The organism is Ruegeria sp. AH12 (assembly GCF_056541465.1).
This window is the reverse complement of the sequence record NZ_JBQFYL010000001.1, coordinates 662,944-678,559: the sequence shown is the minus strand read 5'-3', so window position 1 is coordinate 678,559 and position 15,616 is coordinate 662,944. Positions and strand designations below refer to the sequence as shown.

Sequence of the window (15,616 nt, the reverse complement as noted above, 5' to 3'; positions counted from 1 at the left end):
CTCCTCAACCGAAGCCTGTTCATTCTAGCTAAGCATGATCGCTGCACAATGCCACAATCCCTTGTTGCAAGAACAAAATGACGCAGCCCGGTGCTATACCTTTGGCAGCCATAGGGCTAAGGTGCGCGCAACTGGCCGATTGCGCGATACGCTTAAGGCAGCTAAACGGCATACGACTGCATACCAGACGGAGTACCCGATGTCTCAGACCCGCACCGAAACCGACAGCTTTGGCCCGCTAGAGGTTCCTGCCGACAAGTATTGGGGCGCGCAGACGCAGCGCTCGATCATGAACTTCCCCATCGGGTGGGAGAAACAGCCTGTGGCCATTGTGCGTGCGCTGGGCGTGATCAAGAAAGCCTGCGCAATTGAAAACAAGGCAAACAGCAAACTGGATGCCAAGATCGCCGATGCGATCATTCAAGCTGCAGGTGAGGTGATTGAAGGCAAGTTTGACGACAACTTCCCTTTGGTCGTCTGGCAGACCGGCTCGGGCACTCAGTCCAACATGAACTCGAACGAGGTCATCGCCAACCGCGCCATCGAGATTTTGGGCGGCGTTATCGGCTCGAAAGACCCGGTTCACCCCAATGATCACTGCAACATGGGCCAGTCGTCGAACGACACTTTCCCAACCGCCATGCATATCGCCACTGCCATGAGCGTTCGTGATGTTCTGCTGCCCGGCCTTGAGAAGCTGGCTTCGGGCCTGGAACAAAAGGCCGCGGAATTCAAAGACATCATCAAGATCGGACGGACGCATACGCAAGACGCGACGCCTTTGACGCTGGGTCAGGAATTCGGCGGTTACGCCCATCAGATCCGCCAAGGGATCGCCCGCGTACATGCCGCAATGCCCGGAATTTATGAGCTTGCTCAAGGCGGTACGGCCGTGGGTACCGGCCTGAACACGCAAAACGGCTGGGGCGAAGCCGTTGCCGGCCACATGGCCGAGATCACCAGCCTGCCCTTTGTGACAGCGCCCAACAAGTTCGAGGCGCTGGCCGCCCATGATGCCATGGTCTTCATGTCCGGCGCTTTGGCGACCATCGCAGGCAGCTGCTACAAGATCGCCAATGACATTCGCTTCCTCGGCTCTGGCCCCCGATCCGGTCTAGGGGAGTTGATCCTGCCTGAAAATGAGCCCGGCTCGTCGATCATGCCGGGCAAGGTAAACCCGACACAAGCCGAAGCACTGACACAGGTCACAGCCCATGTAATGGGCAACAACGCCGCGATGACCTTTGCCGGATCGCAGGGCCATTTCGAGCTGAACGTTTATAACCCGATGATGTCTTATAACCTGCTGCAGTCGATCCAACTGCTGGGCGATGCCGCCGACAGCTTTACCGAGCGTATGCTGCTGGGCATCAAGGCCAACGAGCCGCGGATCGACAAGCTGATGAAGGAATCGCTGATGCTGGTGACCGCACTGGCGCCGACCATCGGCTATGACAACGCCACCAAGGTTGCGAAAACCGCGCATAAGAACGGCACCACCCTTAAGGAAGAAGCCATCGCGCTGGGCTTTGTGGACGAGGCGACCTTTGATGCGGTTGTCCGGCCCGAGCAAATGATCGGTCCGAAAGACTGATGGGCAAGCCGGTCAATCTGAACCGGTATCGAAAGGAAAAAGCGCGGGCCGAGAAAAAGGCCCGCGCGGACCAGAACTCTGTCTCCTTTGGGCGGAGCAAAGCCGAGAAAGACGTCTTGAAACTGCGGCAAGACAAGCAGAAACGCGACCTCGACAATCACGAGTTGGATGAATGAGCGGTCGGCCTGTCAAACGCTCTCTGACCCTCAAAGGACATCGGACATCGGTGTCTTTGGAAGATGAGTTCTGGCGAGCCTTTCGCGATATCGCACTTGAAAAAGATCAACCAATCAACGCCTTGGCCGCCGAGATTGATGTTGACCGGGATCCAGAAACGGGCCTTGCCTCGGCCATTCGTGTTTTCATCCTGAATTGGTACCGCAATAAGCTTTGATCCTTGCCAGCCGCGCCCTACTAGGTGTAGCGTTGAGGTGGAACAAAAAGGGTACATTCATGAGCAAGACATTGATCGGGCCAGACGGGAAAGCCAGGTGCACATGGTGCATGTCCGCACCAGAATATCCTGACTATCACGACAATGAATGGGGTTACCCGGTCGCCGATGACCAACGGTTGTTCGAAAAAATCTGCCTCGAAAGCTTTCAGTCCGGTCTCAGCTGGTTGACGATCCTGCGCAAGCGCGAGAAATTTCGCGCAGCCTTTTGTGGCTTTGATTTCAACAAGATGGCAGCGTTTACTAGTGCAGATGTTGAGCGTCTGTTGCAGGACACTGGCATCATCCGTCATCGTGGCAAAATCGAAGCTGTGATCAACAACGCGCGTCGGGCGCAGGAGCTGGTCGCCTCTGAAGGCTCCTTTGCGGCCTATGTCTGGCGGTTCGAGCCTCAGACCCCTCCACCACCGCAAACCGCCTCTACGTCAGCGGAATCCATCGCCATGTCGAAGGATCTGAAGAAACGTGGCTGGAAGTTTGTGGGTCCAACCACTGTTTTCGCTTTTATGCAGGCGATGGGGCTAATTAACGATCACGCAGAAGGTTGCGCCTTTCGGGAAAAAGCGGCGCAGATGCGCCGCGATTTTGTCAAACCCGTCTGAGGTTTAGCAGGAAGCCTTAAAAATCTTGTCAATATTCCCACCCAGGGCTGCGTTGAATTCCGCATCAGTCTGTTGCTTAGACAGCCCTTCGGTCAACGCGCGCGAGAAGGACGCGATCATCTTGCTGTTCTGATCCAGCAGATCACAGGCCTGTTCGGTCGAGTAACCGCCAGACAAGGCGACAACACGTACAACACGCGGGTGATCCGCGACCGTATCATACAGACCCGCAGCGCTGGGTATCGTCAGTTTCAGCATCACATCCTGGCCTTCGCCCAGCTGGTCCAAGTTCTTGATGATCTCTGTCTTCAGAATGTCTTCGGCCTCGGCCTTGGTTTCGGAATGGATGTTCACCTCGGGCTCGATGATGGGAACCATTCCGGCGGCCAGAACTTCGCGTGCAACGTCGAACTGTTGCGCAACCACGGCAGCGATACCTTCGGCATTTGCTTCGTGGATGACCGAGCGTTCCTTGGTCCCAAACACACCTTCGGCCTTGCCCAGAGTTTCTGCCAGACCGGGAATTGGCTTCATCAACTGCACACCATTTGCCTGATCTTCCAAACCTTTATCGATTTTTAGAAACGGCACGATCCCTTTGACCGACCACAAGTAGTCAGCCACTTTGCGGCCTTCGATCTGTTCCCCCAGCGTACGTTCAAACAGGATCGCACCAATTACTTTGTCCTTGGTGAAATCATCCGCCAGAATGATCCGCGCCCGCATCTTCTGGATCTCGCCAAACATCTCGGTATCTGATCCGTATTCCGAGGCATCCACGCCATAGAGAGCCAGCGCCTTCGGTGTCGACCCGCCGCTTTGATCCAGTGCTGCGATAAACCCTGCGCCACCTGTCATTTGTGCGCGCTGTTCTGCTTTGGACATAATGCATTCCCGTTCAAAACTGATTCCGTTGCCCTCCGAATACAGCAGGGCGTGAGGGGATGGTAGTTTGTTAGCGCTCAACCATGCGCAACCAGATGCCATCCTTTGATCTGACGGTCAGATGTGCGACGGGAACAGGTGTTTTGCCGGGGATTGTTTCGAATTTGTAGGCGCGTAACAGCATAGACAGGATCAACGGGCCTTCGACCATCGCAAAGCCAGCACCTGTGCAAACGCGGGGGCCGGCTGAGAACGGGATGTAAGCCTCTCGCTGACAGGTCTTGCCATTCTCAGTGCTCCAGCGAGCGGGGTCGAACGCGTCCGGATCGTCCCATAACCTCTCCTGCCGGTGCAGGTGCCAGGGGCTGATGACGATTTGTGAACCTTTGCGGATCTCACGGCTTCGAAATTCTTCAGGACAGCTGGCCTGCCGCACCATCATCGGGACAGGCGGATAGAGGCGCAGCGCCTCGCGGAAGACATCCCTGCTGATCTTGAGGCGTGACATGGCCGCGAATGCGCGGTCGTCCAACGCCTGTGCCTCGGATGCAACCTTGTCCTGCCACTCGGGATAAAGCGCCATCAGGTATAACGTCCATGCTAGGGCAGAGGCGCTGGTTTCATGCCCTGCCAGAAAGAAGATCGCCACCTGATCGACCATCTCATCCGTGCTGAACCGCTTACCCGTATGGGGATCAGCCGTGGTCATGATCTTCGTGGCCAGATCATCTGGTGCCCGGCCCTGTTCGATCGCGTTCGCCCGTTCTGAGGTCAGCCGTTCAATCAAAGCTCGGATGTTACGTGCATTTCGACGGGTGTTCCTGGAATGAAACCGGGGCAACCAAAGTGGCAAAGGCACAAGAGCGGCCAGGTTCAATAAAGGCTGCGCGCGCTGATAGGCACGGAATTTCTGAAAGACCTCTGTGGCGATTTCATTCTCGATTGGTACAGAAAATAAGGTGCGGAAAATCACATCGGCTGCGGCGTGGCTGGTGATTTCTTCACATTCGATCTGCTTGCCTGTTTTGTCGCGCAGTCTTTCTACGCAGGCCTCGGCAGCCTCTCGCATGGCTGGAAACGTGTCTTTCAGACGACCGCCCTCGAAGGCCGGATCAATGATGCGCCGCTGCCGTTTCCAGGTCTCGCCATTGGTCAGGAATACTGAGTTACCCAACAACGGCCGCAGCCCTTCGCTGATCCGACTGGATTTTGGAAAATCATCCGGTCTTTTCTTAAGGACTGTATCAATCAGATCAGGCTGGTTGATCATGTAGGATCGAAAGAACGGCGTGCGAAACTCAGCCATCCAGGCGCGATAAAGGCGCTGAGGCTGCGCTGATAGCAAATCCTGCCGAAACAGTTTCAGGTAACGCCATAGGGAAACGCGATCCGGGCGGGATTTTGGCTTGGGCGGCGTCATGGGCTAACGTTTCTGTATTTGGAAACCGGGGTTTCGATGCGGGTTTTAGACGGTTGCCGCCTCGCAAACCGCGCACCCAGCGTCTGTGGCCCAGCGGTGATGCGGAAATAATCATAGGTGCCAGGTTGATCAAAGGCACAGAGATATTGGAAATGCAGCCTAAAAAACCTCCAACGCAGCGCGTGCCAGCGCTCAGGTGAAAGCGTTTGTGTAAAGGCCGCCGATAGGACCAAAGGCCAGATCTTATTCGACCCGGCAACGCCAGAAACCGCAACCGGATCACAAAGCGCAAAGGAACACCCATCACCGGGGGCCGACACATCCACCCAGGTCGCTGTGTCTTGCATCGAAAGAAACCGCAGATCACCCCGCAATTTCGCGGCCTTAGGCAGGAAAGAAACCATCGGGACCACCTGCCCCAGGCTCAGGAATGATAACGCTGGACCATGCGACGCTTCCTGTCGGCCACGGATAACATCCGACAATACCGACACGCCAAGATGCGCCCCGGAACTGTGGCCAACGACAAGAACCTCATCCACATCGTCTTTCAAGGATGCGCTGATCAGCGCGGCGAACTGATCCAGACGATCCTGCAGTTCCGCTGGCGTTTCCCCATTCAACCGCGCGGAATAGGCGTAGTCATGCATCAGGTAGTAAGCAAACAAGCGGTTGTCGATCTGGCGGAACCAGCGCAGCAGCGCATAGGCCAAGGCGAGCGCGGGCAACAGCGCCCAAACGCCAATCCAAATCCCCAGTAATGCCGTTACTCCGGCCACAACGCCCAATGCGGCGAGCAATTGTAACAGCAGCATCCCGACAGGATAAAGCGCTGCAATCACCGGTCCTTTCCTCAGCTTACGAAGACGTCGCAGCGTTCCGGTTGAGATATAAATCCAGGCCGTGCGGGCAAGCTGCAGGTAGGTCCCCAGGATCGACCCGGACATGCTGTCGCGCACGATGTCAGACCAGACCAGAACCTCGATATCCGTTTGCACCTCAACCCCATCCTGAGTTGAGGTGACATGCCAGCCAAACGGCCCCTCACCTGATTTCGGCGCAATAGAGATGTCATATCCTGAAATCGCAGCCTGTTGGTTGGATTCGGTCCGATACAGCTCACGGTAGCGCCGGGCAGGAATCGGGTCGTAGCCGGGGATGTAGAACACCCGCCGCCTGCGCACCTGTGGCTGTTTTGTCTGACTGCTCATGGCCTTACCTTCTGCTGCGCAGGTTAACGCAGCATTGCGGCCAAGGTAAGATGGATCAGCCCAGTACCGCCAGCGCCGGGAAAGTTTCCAGCAGCCACCAGCTGAATTCGGTGAACAGACCGGTAATCAGCATGATGCCAACAAACAGCAACAGCCCGCCCATCACCTTTTCAATCGCACCCATATAGGGCTTGATCCGGTTCATCACATGCATCGAGCGGTTCAGGAACATCGCTGCCAGCAGAAACGGAATGCCCAAACCTGCCGCATATACGCCCAGCAACAGCGTGCCGCGTGCCACCGAAGCCTCGGACGCGGCCAGCGACAGGATCGCACCAAGCTGAGGGCCGATGCAAGGTGTCCACCCGAAGGCAAAGGCGAGACCCAGGATGTAGGCCCCAAATACGGACCCTCCGGAATCACCAGTTTCAACCCGCGCCTCACGATCCAAGAGCGGGATACGGAACACGTTCAGAAAATGCAGACCAAAGATGATCACCACCGCACCGGAAGCTTTGGCAAACAGCTCCTGATTCTTCAGCACAAACGCGCCAAAAGCCGATGCAGTGAACCCAAGCAGCAAGAAGACGGTCGACAGACCCAGCACAAAAAACAGCGCAGACAGCGTCGCCTTGCGTCGGGCCCGCGCCTCATCCTGCATCTCGTTGATGGTCACACCGCTCATATAGGCCAGATAGGGTGGCACAATCGGCAAAACGCAGGGTGAGAGAAAGCTGATCAACCCGCCGATCATGGCGATGAACATGGCAGGCAGAAGTCCCGCGTCGATGATATCTATTCCGAACATAGACCTGCACATATGGTATGAAAGCGGCTTCGTCACGGGGCCATTCGGTCACAACCTCGTGGTTGCGCGCTGGACACCATGGCAAAGTGGAAATATCTGACCCTTATGTCAAATCCAACCGAGACCCTTGATGCGCTTGGGCTGCTTTGCCCCCTGCCTGTGCTGAAGGCGCGCAAACGGCTGAAATCCATGCCAGGCGGCGCGGTGCTGCGCGTATTGGCTGATGACCCCGCCGCAATCGTAGATGTACCGCATTTCTGTACTGAGTCTGGTCACAAACTGGTATCGCAAGGCGAAGAGAACGGGCATCAGGTCTATCTGATCCAGAAACAAGGCTGATCGCGCCCCGAAGAGGTAACGAAAAAGGCGAGCACCAGGCCCGCCTTTTCGTATTTCGTTTAGCTGCCCAGCGACCACCAACCGCGCCGCTTGGGCTTAGCAGGTTCGCTTGGTTGCTCTGGCTCTTCTGCCACCGTTTCCAGAACGGGTTCGGCCTGAACCTCTTCGGCAACGGGTTCTGCAACCTCTTCCACTGCAGCCGATTCTTTAGCGGCTACTTCGGGTTCAGCCTGTTCCGGTTCGGGCTCTGCTGGTGCAGGTGTTTCTTCGACCGATACTTCGGCTACTTCAGGCTCTGTCGCAGGCTCTGACGGTTCAACCGAGGCATCCTCAGCCGCTTGCACTTCAGGGTCTTGCTGAACCTCGGCATCCGCCACCTCAACCTCTGCCGCAACGGGTTCGGCGTCTTTTTTCTTGCGACGCGGCGCCCGGCGGCGCTTCGGCTTGGCGGGTTTTTCGTCTTCGCCTGTGGCCTCTGGGTCTTCCTGAGCGCTTTCCGCTGGGATGTCTTCCGGCGTTACCTCTTCGGGAGTTGCCTCGGACGCGTCAGTCTCGCCATCCTGTTGCTCGCCAGAATTTCCACCCTTCTTACGACGACGACGGCGACGTTTACGCTTGGGTTTGACCTCTTCTTCGGCCTGAACGGTTTCGTCCTCGACCTCGTCCTCATCGGTCTCGTCAACCATATCCATCAGCGACGCATCGACAGATACAACCGGCGCGGTGGCCTCGGGCACAATCCGGCTGGCCGTCTTGAACTTCTCCATCGAGAAATCCGGGCTGACCAGATGCAAATCCCCTTCGACACGCACCGAAAGACCATAGCGCGCCTCGATCTGAGCGATGTGCTCGCGCTTCTGGTTCATCAGGAAGTTTGCAATGCCAACTGGGCAACGCACCAGAACCTCGCGCGAGCGGCGGCGGGTACCTTCCTCTTCGATCTGACGCAGAATCGACAGCGCCATATTGTCGTCCGACCGGATCAGGCCAGTGCCATGACAATGCGGGCACGGCTGCGTCGTCGCCTCCAGCATGCCGGGGCGCAGACGCTGGCGCGACATCTCCAGCAGGCCAAAGCCCGAAATGCGGCCCACCTGGATGCGCGCACGGTCGGTTTTAAGCTTATCTTTCAAACGCTTCTCGACGGCAGAGTTGTTCTTGCGCTCGTCCATATCGATGAAATCGATCACGATCAGACCCGCCAGGTCGCGCAGACGCAGCTGGCGCGCCACCTCTTCCGCTGCCTCAAGGTTTGTCTTGAGCGCCGTCTCCTCGATCGAGCCTTCTTTGGTTGCTCTCCCTGAGTTCACATCAACCGCCACAAGCGCTTCGGTCACGCCGATAACGATGTAGCCACCCGATTTCAGCTGAACGGTCGGGTTGAACATCCCGGCCAGATAGCTTTCCACCTGATACCGCGCGAACAGCGGCAACGCGTCCTCATATCGTTTCACGTTCTTGGCGTGGGACGGCATGATCATCTTCATGAAGTCCTTGGCGATGCGATACCCGCCTTCGCCTTCGACCAGAACCTCGTCGATGTCGCGATTATACAGATCACGGATCGACCGTTTGATCAGATCGCCTTCTTCATAGATTTTCGCAGGCGCGATGGATTTTAGCGTCAGCTCGCGGATCTGCTCCCACAGACGCTGCAGATATTCATAGTCGCGCTTGATCTCGGATTTTGTACGCTTGGCTCCTGCGGTCCGGATGATCAATCCAGCGCCTGCAGGCACATCAATCTCAGCAGCGATTTCTTTCAGTTTCTTACGATCAGGTGCATTGGTGATCTTGCGGCTAATGCCGCCGCCACGGGCTGTGTTCGGCATCAGAACACAATAGCGCCCTGCCAGAGACAGGTAGGTGGTCAGAGCCGCGCCTTTGTTGCCGCGTTCTTCCTTCACGACCTGTACCAGCAGAACCTGACGGACTTTGATGACTTCCTGAATTTTATACCGACGAGGGCGAGGCTTGCGCGGCGGGCGAATATCTTCGCTGTCATCCTCGTCAGCCACAGATTCGATGGATGCGTCTTTTTCAACCGCGTCCGTCAGTGCTTCAGCCTCTTCACCTTCATCGGTATCGGAGTCAGGTTTCGCCTCTTCGATCTCGTTGGAAGGCTCCACCTGTTCAGGTTCCGCGGTCTCTTCAGCCACCGCTTCTGCTTCGGCCTCAGATGCTTCTTCCGGCGCAGTGTCTTCCACGCCCTCTTGCGCTACCTCCTCGGCAACCGCATCATCGGAGGTCTCAATCTCATCAACCGGTTCTTCGACGGGTTTTTCGGCGACACGATCCGCCGGCGAGGTTCCTTCCTCAACCGCCAGATCCGCTTCTTCACCCTCTTCCAGGTCGATGGTTTCCATGCCGGTCGGTTCGTTCGACACTTCAATCGACTCGACCGCATCATCGGATTTCACATCCGCCGCTTTGGCGCGCGAGCGGCGGCGCTTTTTCGGCTTAACCTCTTCCGCCTCATCCCGGGCCTTCATGGCCTCGGCATAGGCGCGCTCTTCCTCCATCAGCGCCTCACGGTCGGCGACGGGGATCTGGTAGTAGTCGGGATGAATCTCGGAAAACGCCAGGAATCCATGCCGGTTCCCGCCATAATCCACAAAGGCCGCCTGCAGTGACGGCTCGACCCGAGTTACTTTTGCAAGATAGATGTTGCCAGCAAGCTGGCGCTTGTTTTCGGATTCAAAATCGAACTCCTCGACCTTGTTTCCGTCGACCACCACGACGCGGGTTTCCTCCGCGTGGGTGGCATCGATAAGCATTTTCTTAGCCATGTGTCCTTGGTGCACCGCGCCAAACGCGTTGTCCTGACCCGTCCAGGCGGACAGGCGCATTTGGGAAGGTGTCTTGTCAGGGCGATATCAGACGGCGCGCGGCAGGGTCTGGCGCTCTGGCCCCCTGCCCGGTCTTTCAAACGTTGCGCGCGCGTCATCGCGGTTCTTCTCCGACAGGCGCGGCTCACCGCCGCCTGCCCATTTATTCCTTTCGCCCGACGCATCGGGCTCAGGCACTCCACTGCCCCGGGGAAAGGGGCACAATCGGTCTGCTTTGCGATGAAAACCAACGTTCACCTTCGGCAAAACAGCGAAACTCAAAAATCGGGACTTAAAGACACGAAAAAGGTCCGGCCCGTCCGGACACAATAAAAGCAGTCCTGTGGAAAACACAATGGGCAAACTGCATCCCGCCTGCCAACACAGCGCAGGATCCCCTTCATCTGGCCAAAAATATCTCGGGGGTGAATTGAGCCGGAGGCTCAAGAGGGGGCTGGCCCCCTCCCCTTGTTCACAAATAATCCGACCGTTGAAGACCGTATTTGGCCATCTTCTCATTCAAAGTCCGGCGCGGCAGGCAGAGCTCATCCATGACCGAGGCAATCGATCCCTTGTGGCGGCGCATCGTGTTGTCGATCAGCATCCGCTCGAACGCTTCGACATATTCCTTCAAAGGCTTACCTTCGGTGGTCATCACCGGCTGCATTTCCTCGTGATCCGACATCAGCAATGACGCAATCGTCCCCGACCCACGCCGCGATTGCAGCACGGCGCGTTCGGCGATGTTGATCAATTGACGTACATTGCCCGGCCACGGGGCCTGCAACAATTGTGCGGCTTCTTGCGCACTCACCTGCGGTGCCTCGCAGCCGTATTCCTCCGCAAATTGCTCGCTGAGGCGGGTGAACAGGGTCAGAATGTCTTCACCCCGTTGACGCAGCGGCGGCATAGTGATCCGCAGCGCAGCAAGACGGTAGAACAGATCGGGACGCAGCACGTCCTCGCTGGTCTTTCCGGCCTCTTGCAGGTTGGAAATCGCCACGATGCGCGTTTCTGCCGGGGTGCCCTGTTCGTTCATCACGCTTAGCAAGCGTGCCTGCAGCGTGTCGCTCAGCGCTTCGACGTCTTCCAGAACCAGTGTTCCACCGCGCGCCTCTTCGATCGCGGGCAGCTGCGCGTCCTCGGGCATCATCGGGCCAAATAGACGTTTAGACAAAGCCTCTTCTTCCAGCGCCGCGCAGGAGACCAGAACGAATTTCTTGCCCGCCCGGCTGCCCACCGCGTGCAGAGCGTGCGCAACAAGGGTCTTACCCGTCCCGGTTTCACCGTCGATTAGCACATGGCCATCGGCTTGACCAAGATCCAGAATATCCTCGCGCAAACGCTCCATCACAGGGCTGGCGCCGATCAGCTTATTCATGATCTGCGTACCACCCGATAGCTCTTGGCGCAGGGCTCGGTTGTCCAAGGTCAGACGGCGGGCATTGCTGGCCCGCTTAGCCAATTCCGACATGCGGTCTGGGTTAAAGGGTTTCTCAAGGAAATCGAACGCGCCAACGCGCATCGCCTCAACCGCCATCGGGACATCCCCATGGCCAGTGATCATGATGACCGGTAGAGTGCTGTCTGCCCCCATCAGCTTCTTCAGCAATTGAATGCCGTCCATGCCGGGCATCTTGATGTCCGAGATCACAATACCCGGATACTCTGGCCCCAGAACCTTCAGCGCATCCTCAGCGCTGGCAAAGGTTTCGGTGTCATACCCTGACAATGCCAGCCATTGGCTGATCGACTGGCGCATGTCCTGTTCATCATCAACAATGGCGATCTTCATGGCTTGGGCCATAGTCTTCCCTTTTATTCTGCGGCCTCAAGGCCGTCGCTGCCCAAGATGGGCAATTGCATTTCAAACACCGCGCCGCCGTGCTGGCCGTTGCGCGCAGTCAGCCGTCCGCCATGGTCGTTCACGATCCCGGACGAGATGGCAAGCCCCAGCCCGACGCCATCGCCAGGCTGCTTGGTAGTATAGAACGGCTCGAACAGATTCTCGATGTCATCGATCCCATAGCCATTGTCGCGCACGGTCAGCACCGCCATATCTCCCGCCGCCAGGATGATCTCCACATCCGGCTCTGCCACCGATTTGGTGGCGTCCAGAGCATTGCGCAACAGGTTGACCATGACCTGTTCGATCCGCATCCGATCTCCGTTCACCAGCACCGGCTCCTCGGGCAGAATCTGAGTGATCTTAACATGCCTTTGCCGCAACTGCGGCTCCATCATCGACAGCGACGAGGCCAGGGCCTCCCCAAGATTTACGGGCGAAAACGCATCCGCCCCCTTGCGTGCATAGGATTTTAGTTGCCGGGTAATCGCGCCCATCCGCTCGATCAGACCGTCGATGCGGCCAAAGCTGGCCAATGCCTCTTCGGGCCGGTTTCTGCGCAATAGCAGCCGCGCACCCGCCAGATAGGTTTTCATTGCAGCCAGCGGTTGATTCAATTCGTGACTCACCGCTGCTGACATCTCTCCCAGCGCCGCCAATTTCGAGCTTTGGGCAAGCGTCTGTTCGGCCAAATCCAGCGTCTTTTCAACCCGTTCCCGCTCAGCAATTTCCCGCTGTAGCCTTGTGTTCAATGCGCGAAGCTCTGCCGACTCGCGCTGGAAAAGCGTCATCCGCAAGGTGGCCCGACGGCTGAGCGCATAGAAGGCAAGCGCCAGAAGAATCGCAAATCCCATAATCTCGAGCGCCAAAACGCTGTTCACCCGCTCGCGCACCGACTCGAATGTGGTGAAGGATGTCATCTGCCAGCCGCGAAACGGAATGCGTTTTTCCATACGCATCACCGCCTCACCCTGAAGATAGGCATCCGGTGGTAGCGCGGTCCAATCCGTGGTCACGCGGATCGCGCGTTGAATGGCGCTGAGCGGTGGTTGGCGCAGCATCGCCGCCTCTTCATCCAACCCGCGCCATTGTGGTTCGGTCGACAGGATGATGTTGCCAGCGCTGTCAGTGACCAGCACCGCATGTGCAATCCGCGCCCAGGCAGTTTCGAACTTCTGCAGATCGACCTCGACCACGATCACGCCGAGTATGTCCGAGTTGCCCTGGATACGGCGTGAATAGACAAAACTATAGCCACCGGCCTCACGCGGGATGACCGAGAAAATCGTCGAATTTGACCGTATCGCATCAACGAAATAAGGCGCGTTGCGATGTGCCTCGCCCAGACGGTTGCGATCAGTGGCGGCAACTGACCGCCCATCACTGTCAAGCAGCATCAGCGACGCAGCGCCAATCTCTTCGACAAATGAAATCAGGCGCTGGGTCGACAGCGTATAGTCGCTGGAGCGCAGGGCGGAAATCAGCGTCGGATCGCGCGCCAACAATTGCGGCACAATGGCATTGCGGCGCAGCTCACTGACCAGGTTGCCCGAATCGAGTGTCAGCCTGAGCTCGGCCCGATTTCGCGTATCTTGGGTAAAACGATCCGTCAGCAAACGGTTCGTTGTCCAGACCGTTACAACCGTGGCGGCCAATAGGACAAAAACGGCCAGTCGCAATCGCCAACCAAGCGGCGCGCCGCGAAAGGGTCGTAGAAGTTTGGACCAGCCAGTGCGAACCTCTGTACTCATCCCCAGAAGGTACGCGCGCTATGATCTGACCTCAAGTCACGCTGGCGACAGGACGCCCGACAATGCGCGGAACAATGCCGTACCGTCGGTGCCACCATGCCCCTGATCCGCGGCCCGTTCCGGATGCGGCATCATGCCGAGAACGCGACGATTTTCCGACAGGATGCCCGCGATATCCCCGACCGAGCCGTTCGGATTCTCGGTATAGGTGAACGCGACGCGGTCCTGATCCTGCAGCGTGGACAATGTATCGTCATCGGCGAAATAGTTGCCGTCATGGTGGGCAATCGGGATTCCGATCACGTCACCTGCGTTGTAGCCTTCGGTAAACGGGCTGCTGCTGGTTTCAACTTTCAGACCCACGGTTTTGCAGATGTATTTCAGGCCCGCATTTCGCAGCAACGCGCCCGGCAGAATGCCGGTTTCGGTGAGAATCTGGAAGCCGTTACAGACCCCCATTGCATACCCGCCGCGTTTGGTGTGATCGACCACCGCCTGACAGATTGGCGACTGGGCCGCGATGGCTCCGCAGCGCAGATAGTCGCCATAGGAAAATCCGCCCGGAACACCGACGATATCAACGCCGTCAGGCAGCGTCGCATCCTTGTGCCAGACCATATCGACCTGAAAACCGGATTGCTTGAAAGCCACAGCAAGATCCCGGTCACAATTCGATCCGGGGAAGACGACAACGGCAGCGCGCATGGCAAACCCTCCTAATAGGACTGGATCAGACCAGTTCGATCTCGTAACGCTCGATGACCGTATTAGCCAACAGCTTTTCGCACATCTCGGTCACATCCGCCTCGGTCGCGCCGTCTGCAAGCTCCAGATCGATCACCTTGCCCTGCCGAACGCCTTCGACCTGATCAAAGCCCATGGCGCCTAGTGCGTGCCGCACCGCCTCGCCCTGGGGGTCAAGCACCCCGTTCTTGAGCATCACATGCACCCGTGCTTTCATTTTCGCAACTCCACCTGGGGGCCGCAGGTCGGCCCTATTCCGTTGCGCGGGGGATAGCGTGGTTGGGTGCATTGAACAACCCTGTATGATCGCAGTTTGCCGCAGGTGGTACCCTAGCCGTCACCCTTGGACAAAGCGGGATAGTGCGCATCGATTGCATGGAATGTGCCGGTCAAAACCATCTCGACCGCAACGGCCATTAACAATATCGCCATGATACGGGTCACAACGTTGATCATCGTCTCGCCTACAAGGCGCGAGATTTGGTCCGCGAACAACAATCCCAACCCGACAATTGCACAGGCAATCAATATGGCAGCACCCAGCGTCAGGATTTCCGTACCGTCAGACAGCTGATGTGAAAACACAATGGTAATTGCAATCGTGCCGGGCCCGATGGTCAAAGGGATCGCCAGCGGAACAACAGCAAAGTTCAGCTTTCTTTGATGTCCGTCCGCTACGGCGGCCTGATCGCCAGGGGTGCGATCCTCGGCCTTCAGCATCGACATACCTATTCCGAAAATGATGATACCGCCCGCGATCCGGAAAGACGGCACATCTATGCCAAAAATCCCAAGGATTCTTTCGCCTGTCAGCACAGCGGCCAACGCGATTATCGTGACAGAAATTGCAACAACAATCGCAACATGACGCCGTTCCGCAGCAGAACAGTTCTTGGTCATGCTCAGGAAGATCGGAATGTTATAGAGTGGGTTGAAAATCGCCAGCACGGCGGCCAGGAACTTCAGGAAAACTGCCTGATCAAACAATTCCGTCATGCGTTAGATCACCCCGACCGCAAGCAAGTTGGCTGCTTAGATCCAAACATGATCAGGAACGCATAAGCTGTCAAACGTTCTGGAACAGAAAAAGCACCGCTAAAGATCAGCGGCGCCTTCATGGAATTCAAACCAATA

The 15,616-nt window shown here is 57.2% G+C and carries 15 protein-coding genes; 5 read left to right on the top strand and 10 right to left on the bottom strand.

Annotated elements, in window-relative coordinates; translation table 11 throughout:
- The first annotated feature begins 199 nt into the window (after window positions 1-199).
- Genes fumC through ACR0EL_RS03385 form a run of 4 tightly spaced genes read left to right on the top strand, consistent with a single transcriptional unit; the run spans window position 200 to window position 2,650 of the window.
- Window positions 200-1,594: a class II fumarate hydratase gene (gene fumC, locus ACR0EL_RS03400; protein ID WP_480498189.1), complete on the top strand. Its 1,395-nt coding sequence runs from the start codon at window positions 200-202 to the stop codon at window positions 1,592-1,594.
- A complete protein-coding gene (locus ACR0EL_RS03395; RefSeq protein ID WP_353007429.1) occupies window positions 1,594-1,770 on the top strand; it encodes a DUF4169 family protein in 177 nt (58 codons plus the stop codon). The genes fumC and ACR0EL_RS03395 overlap by 1 nt, the downstream gene beginning before the upstream one ends.
- Window positions 1,767-1,988: a ribbon-helix-helix domain-containing protein gene (locus tag ACR0EL_RS03390; RefSeq protein WP_170536890.1), complete on the top strand. Its 222-nt coding sequence runs from the start codon at window positions 1,767-1,769 to the stop codon at window positions 1,986-1,988. Before ACR0EL_RS03395 ends, ACR0EL_RS03390 begins: the two co-directional genes overlap by 4 nt.
- 59 nt (window positions 1,989-2,047) lie before the next feature.
- Complete coding sequence (locus ACR0EL_RS03385) at window positions 2,048-2,650, top strand: DNA-3-methyladenine glycosylase I (RefSeq protein ID WP_480498186.1); 603 nt, start codon at window positions 2,048-2,050, stop codon at window positions 2,648-2,650.
- Window positions 2,651-2,653: 3 nt separating this feature from the next.
- On the opposite strand, the gene ACR0EL_RS03380 is transcribed toward ACR0EL_RS03385, so the two are convergent.
- From ACR0EL_RS03380 to ACR0EL_RS03365, 4 genes are all read right to left on the bottom strand, one after another.
- On the bottom strand, window positions 2,654-3,535 hold the full coding sequence (locus ACR0EL_RS03380; protein ID WP_480498184.1) for a fructose bisphosphate aldolase: 882 nt from the start codon (window positions 3,533-3,535) through the stop codon (window positions 2,654-2,656).
- Between the two features lie 70 nt (window positions 3,536-3,605).
- A complete protein-coding gene (locus tag ACR0EL_RS03375; RefSeq protein WP_480498182.1) occupies window positions 3,606-4,955 on the bottom strand; it encodes a cytochrome P450 in 1,350 nt (449 codons plus the stop codon).
- A complete protein-coding gene (locus ACR0EL_RS03370; protein WP_480498180.1) occupies window positions 4,952-6,166 on the bottom strand; it encodes a hypothetical protein in 1,215 nt (404 codons plus the stop codon). Before ACR0EL_RS03370 ends, ACR0EL_RS03375 begins: the two co-directional genes overlap by 4 nt.
- 55 nt (window positions 6,167-6,221) lie before the next feature.
- Complete coding sequence (locus ACR0EL_RS03365) at window positions 6,222-6,974, bottom strand: cytochrome c biogenesis CcdA family protein (protein ID WP_480498178.1); 753 nt, start codon at window positions 6,972-6,974, stop codon at window positions 6,222-6,224.
- Between the two features lie 105 nt (window positions 6,975-7,079).
- On the opposite strand from ACR0EL_RS03365, the gene ACR0EL_RS03360 reads away from it, so the two are divergent.
- A complete protein-coding gene (locus ACR0EL_RS03360) occupies window positions 7,080-7,313 on the top strand; it encodes a sulfurtransferase TusA family protein (RefSeq protein WP_480498428.1) in 234 nt (77 codons plus the stop codon).
- A 59-nt stretch (window positions 7,314-7,372) separates the two neighbouring features.
- Here ACR0EL_RS03360 and ACR0EL_RS03355 read toward each other — a convergent pair whose 3' ends face one another.
- The 6 genes from ACR0EL_RS03355 to ACR0EL_RS03330 form a co-directional block, all read right to left on the bottom strand.
- Window positions 7,373-10,102: an Rne/Rng family ribonuclease gene (locus ACR0EL_RS03355; protein ID WP_480498426.1), complete on the bottom strand. Its 2,730-nt coding sequence runs from the start codon at window positions 10,100-10,102 to the stop codon at window positions 7,373-7,375.
- 511 nt (window positions 10,103-10,613) lie between these two features.
- A complete protein-coding gene (locus ACR0EL_RS03350; RefSeq protein WP_170536901.1) occupies window positions 10,614-11,948 on the bottom strand; it encodes a sigma-54-dependent transcriptional regulator in 1,335 nt (444 codons plus the stop codon).
- A gap of 11 nt (window positions 11,949-11,959) precedes the next feature.
- Window positions 11,960-13,738, bottom strand: coding sequence for a sensor histidine kinase (locus ACR0EL_RS03345; protein WP_353007410.1), 1,779 nt, complete (start codon window positions 13,736-13,738; stop codon window positions 11,960-11,962).
- 36 nt (window positions 13,739-13,774) lie between these two features.
- Window positions 13,775-14,443 (bottom strand): phosphoribosylformylglycinamidine synthase subunit PurQ, encoded by a 669-nt coding sequence (gene purQ / locus ACR0EL_RS03340; protein WP_480498176.1) that lies wholly within the window; start codon window positions 14,441-14,443, stop codon window positions 13,775-13,777.
- Between the two features lie 25 nt (window positions 14,444-14,468).
- Entirely contained in the window at window positions 14,469-14,699 is a 231-nt protein-coding gene (purS, locus tag ACR0EL_RS03335; RefSeq protein WP_117872765.1) for a phosphoribosylformylglycinamidine synthase subunit PurS, read from the bottom strand.
- Window positions 14,700-14,812: 113 nt separating this feature from the next.
- On the bottom strand, window positions 14,813-15,478 hold the full coding sequence (locus tag ACR0EL_RS03330; RefSeq protein WP_480498174.1) for a MarC family protein: 666 nt from the start codon (window positions 15,476-15,478) through the stop codon (window positions 14,813-14,815).
- Between the last annotated feature and the right edge of the window lie 138 nt (window positions 15,479-15,616).

What these genes read in the sequence shown, in the direction of transcription:
- fumC (WP_480498189.1), top strand. Translation starts at nt 200, where the DNA reads ATGTCTCAGACCCGCACCGAAACCGACAGCTTTGGCCCGCTAGAGGTT.
- ACR0EL_RS03395 (WP_353007429.1), top strand. Translation starts at nt 1,594, where the DNA reads ATGGGCAAGCCGGTCAATCTGAACCGGTATCGAAAGGAAAAAGCGCGG.
- ACR0EL_RS03390 (WP_170536890.1), top strand. Translation starts at nt 1,767, where the DNA reads ATGAGCGGTCGGCCTGTCAAACGCTCTCTGACCCTCAAAGGACATCGG.
- ACR0EL_RS03385 (WP_480498186.1), top strand. Translation starts at nt 2,048, where the DNA reads ATGAGCAAGACATTGATCGGGCCAGACGGGAAAGCCAGGTGCACATGG.
- ACR0EL_RS03380 (WP_480498184.1), bottom strand. Translation starts at nt 3,535, where the DNA reads ATGTCCAAAGCAGAACAGCGCGCACAAATGACAGGTGGCGCAGGGTTT.
- ACR0EL_RS03375 (WP_480498182.1), bottom strand. Translation starts at nt 4,955, where the DNA reads ATGACGCCGCCCAAGCCAAAATCCCGCCCGGATCGCGTTTCCCTATGG.
- ACR0EL_RS03370 (WP_480498180.1), bottom strand. Translation starts at nt 6,166, where the DNA reads ATGAGCAGTCAGACAAAACAGCCACAGGTGCGCAGGCGGCGGGTGTTC.
- ACR0EL_RS03365 (WP_480498178.1), bottom strand. Translation starts at nt 6,974, where the DNA reads ATGTTCGGAATAGATATCATCGACGCGGGACTTCTGCCTGCCATGTTC.
- ACR0EL_RS03360 (WP_480498428.1), top strand. Translation starts at nt 7,080, where the DNA reads ATGTCAAATCCAACCGAGACCCTTGATGCGCTTGGGCTGCTTTGCCCC.
- ACR0EL_RS03355 (WP_480498426.1), bottom strand. Translation starts at nt 10,102, where the DNA reads ATGGCTAAGAAAATGCTTATCGATGCCACCCACGCGGAGGAAACCCGC.
- ACR0EL_RS03350 (WP_170536901.1), bottom strand. Translation starts at nt 11,948, where the DNA reads ATGGCCCAAGCCATGAAGATCGCCATTGTTGATGATGAACAGGACATG.
- ACR0EL_RS03345 (WP_353007410.1), bottom strand. Translation starts at nt 13,738, where the DNA reads ATGAGTACAGAGGTTCGCACTGGCTGGTCCAAACTTCTACGACCCTTT.
- purQ (WP_480498176.1), bottom strand. Translation starts at nt 14,443, where the DNA reads ATGCGCGCTGCCGTTGTCGTCTTCCCCGGATCGAATTGTGACCGGGAT.
- purS (WP_117872765.1), bottom strand. Translation starts at nt 14,699, where the DNA reads ATGAAAGCACGGGTGCATGTGATGCTCAAGAACGGGGTGCTTGACCCC.
- ACR0EL_RS03330 (WP_480498174.1), bottom strand. Translation starts at nt 15,478, where the DNA reads ATGACGGAATTGTTTGATCAGGCAGTTTTCCTGAAGTTCCTGGCCGCC.